Genomic DNA, 3,367 nt, shown 5'->3' with positions numbered 1-3,367 from the left:
CCTGTATTTTCAAGTCTGATATTCCCTCAAATTCCGCCGCGGCAGACGATTTTACTCCCGTGGAACAATGACAAAAACACGGCTCTGTTCGCATCAAAAGCGAAAGAGCCGTTCTTCGTTTTTATCCAGATTTATCCAAATAGATAGCAGGTCACTGAAAAAGTGATCTGGACATGTTTACAAAATAACAGTTTTTATACAGATGTCCTGCTGGCGTTGAGCTAGTGCACAGAATAGTGCAAGATCGGACCGATTTTGTATCAATTATTCAATAGAAGCTTATTAAGCTTGGAGATCGTATCGTTATCGTTTGCCGGTATATTGATCGTGACCGTAAGGTGGGGAGAATCAGATACAAGAAACGAAATTTGATCAAATACAAGTAGTCCGGCCGTCGGATGATGATTAATTTTCTTTCCTTCAGGTCCATTCAGAACATCGTGCTGGGGCCACCATGCCCTGAATTCCGCGCTTATCTGGTTCAAATCCCCGATGAGTTCCATCCACCAAGGATCACCGGCGAATTTACCGTAGCTGGCGCGAAAATGAGCTAAACGATGCCGGGCATGCGTTTCCCAGTTTCCTTGAAGCAATTCACGCACGTATCGCGAAGTGAACGTCCGCCAAACAGTATTTCGCTCGCGCCTCGACATAGCCCCATAATCCCCATAAATCAAATTTGCAGCCTTGTTCCATGCAACAATATTTAGGCGCTGATCGGTAACATAGGCCGGACTCATCCCTTGTAGGTCAAGGAAGTTCTGAAGTGTCAGACTAATGGTGTTCTCGACTGGCGTCAGGTCGGCAGGCAGCTGCTGGAGGGCCAGCAAAAATAAATGCTTGCGCTCATTCGAATCAAGCTGGAGAGCCCGGGCAATGTTTTCTAGCACTTGAGCCGATACCTGAATATTTCGCGCTTGCTCCAGCCATGTGTACCAGTCCACACTGACGCCCGAGAGTTGCGCCACTTCCCCGCGTCTAAGTCCTGGCGTGCGCCGACGGCCTCCATTAGGCAGACCAGCTTGCTCGGGAGAAATACGGGCGCGACGTATCCTCAAAAACTGCGCCAGCTCATCAAGCCGCGTATTGTTTGACTGTTCCATAAATTTGCCCCTTCTCTCCTTGTCAGACTCATAACGTAGGAGAATTAATCCTATGATAAACTCTCATCTTATTCTATTATACAATTCATTATACACTTTCAATGAGACGAAACGGCGAATACTTAATATTGCAATGGAAGGGGACTTACTTTGGAAAAAGCAATGCAAATACAGTCCAGCAGTACCGGAAAGCTGAGCAAAGGGCTGTTGCTTCTCGGACTTTCGCTCGGATACTTTATGGTGCTCTTGGATATGACGGTGGTGAGCGTCGCGCTGCCTGCGATTCGCGCCGATTTGGGTGGGGGGATATCCGGCCTTCAATGGGTTGTCAACGCCTACACGATCGTTTTTGCCGGTTTACTGCTATCAATGGGTGCCTTTGCTGACAATTTTGGGGCCAAACGTATCTATACGTGCGGTCTGGCCCTATTTCTCGCAGCATCGGCCATTTCGGCAGCCGTTTCGACGCTAGGCGCGCTTATCGGCCTACGTGCGATACTCGGTATAGGAGCCGCAGCTCTGATGCCAGCTTCGCTCACCCTGCTTGCCCATGCCTACCCTGGACCGGCTGAACGTGCCCGGGCGCTTGGCATTTGGGCAGCGGTTACCGGGGCAGCGATGGCGGCAGGACCCGTTGTCGGCGGGCTATTGGTGGACTCGTTCGGTTGGCGCAGCATTTTCCTTCTCAACGTGCCACTTGCAGGTATTAGCTTAATCATGACTTTCCTGTTCGTCAGGGAAACGGACCGTAAACCGCGGAAAAGCTTTGACTTGGGGGGGCAAATCACGGCCATTGTCGCCATAGCTGCATTGTCGTTCGGACTGATGGAGGGGGAAACGTACGGATGGAATTCCCCAGTTATTTACGCGGCATTTAGTCTGGCTCTGTTGGGCGCCATCCTATTTTTGATTATTGAAGCGAAAGGCAAGACACCGTTACTTCCGTTGCGGCTATTTAGGAATGCGACGGTATCGGCCGGAATGCTTGCCGGGATGGCGATTAACATCGGCCTGTCGGGAATTCTATTTGTACTGCCATTATTTTTTCAACAATCGCGCGGATTATCGGCCCACATAGCCGGACTCGCGCTCCTTCCAATGATGATTCCACTGGCCTTCAATCCAATTCTGACTGGTCGAATTGTTGGCAGAATCGGAGCGCGTATACCGATGACTGTCGGCTTTAGCCTTGGTGCAGTGGGTACACTGCTGCAGGTGTGGACGGAAGTGAACACGAGCTATTTCATTACGATGATTGGATTGCTGTTGATCGGTTTCGGAGTGTCCCTTACGATTCCCTCGTTGATGGCGGCCGTAATCTCTTCCGTCCCGAAGGAACAGACGGGTGCGGTTTCAGGCGCTCTCAATTCAAGCCGCCAGCTTGGCGCGACGCTGGGGGTCGCCATCCTCGGCTCGATTCTGAGTGGCAGCAAATCGTTTATTGCCGGAATGCATATATCGCTTATCGTTACAACTGTTATTTTGTTCGGCGGCAGTTTGCTATCGTTCGCATTTATCGGCAGAAAACAATAACGGCAATAAACGAAGGCTCCATATATTTGAATAAACCATTTGTTAAATTAACCGAGAACGATAGCGCAAATAAATTGTATCATGAGGCTGCTGCGGCGAATGACCAGCAGCCTCATTAAGTTAACTGGGAACTATAGTTGAATACAAATTATTAATGAGCAGGTGCCTTGGCAGCCTGCTCATTTCATTAAACTAAATGGCAGATTAGTGATAACATCAGAGTTTTTATATATGGAAAATAAAGGATTGTGTATGATGTTTCTAGAATAAACTATGCAAAACAATATTCTGAAACTTGTAGGCTTGTTTGTTACTTCTTAAACGCTAGATATAAAAATTACTTTGGAGGAATGTTATGAATCCTATTAAAAATCAAATCGGTGGAGCCTTTATTCCCGTAAGCAACATAGAGAATGCACGTGATTGGTATTGTGACATTTCAGGCTTACCATCAGACGGTGAGATATTTTTGGTCATATATACGTTCTTCAGATGGAAGGACCAAATATTGTACTGGATAGCAAAATTTTTACTCCAGAAAACGTATATAAAGTTCCCAGCATTCAACTTCGTACGGAAGATATCCATCAAGCATACGAATTTATGCGAGCAAAGAATGTGCTATTAACAACTGGAATCGAGAATGGTCATTGGTTCAATTTTAGGGACCCTGATGGTAATATTTTAATGGTATGCAAGTAATGCTCAACTAACGGAGAACGATAGTGGAG

The 3,367-nt window shown here is 47.2% G+C and carries 2 protein-coding genes and 1 pseudogene; 2 read left to right on the top strand and 1 reads right to left on the bottom strand.

Annotated features, from left to right (window positions below):
- Positions 1 to 260: 260 nt before the first annotated feature.
- Positions 261 to 1,103: a helix-turn-helix transcriptional regulator gene (locus GC093_RS15760; protein ID WP_171652853.1), complete on the bottom strand. Its 843-nt coding sequence runs from the start codon at positions 1,101 to 1,103 to the stop codon at positions 261 to 263.
- Positions 1,104 to 1,265: 162 nt separating this feature from the next.
- On the opposite strand from GC093_RS15760, the gene GC093_RS15755 reads away from it, so the two are divergent.
- On the top strand, positions 1,266 to 2,636 hold the full coding sequence (locus GC093_RS15755; RefSeq protein WP_171652852.1) for an MFS transporter: 1,371 nt from the start codon (positions 1,266 to 1,268) through the stop codon (positions 2,634 to 2,636).
- A 355-nt stretch (positions 2,637 to 2,991) separates the two neighbouring features.
- Positions 2,992 to 3,338: pseudogene (locus GC093_RS35990) on the top strand (VOC family protein).
- Positions 3,339 to 3,367: the final 29 nt, after the last annotated feature.

It is taken from the genome of Paenibacillus foliorum (assembly GCF_013141765.1).
Classification (GTDB): domain Bacteria; phylum Bacillota; class Bacilli; order Paenibacillales; family NBRC-103111; genus Paenibacillus_S; species Paenibacillus_S foliorum.
Note: the sequence above shows the minus strand (reverse complement) of the source record. Positions and strands in the feature narration are given on the sequence as shown.

Coding starts and splice junctions, on each gene's coding strand:
- GC093_RS15760 (WP_171652853.1), bottom strand. CDS start 1,103: ATGGAACAGTCAAACAATACGCGGCTTGATGAGCTGGCGCAGTTTTTG.
- GC093_RS15755 (WP_171652852.1), top strand. CDS start 1,266: ATGCAAATACAGTCCAGCAGTACCGGAAAGCTGAGCAAAGGGCTGTTG.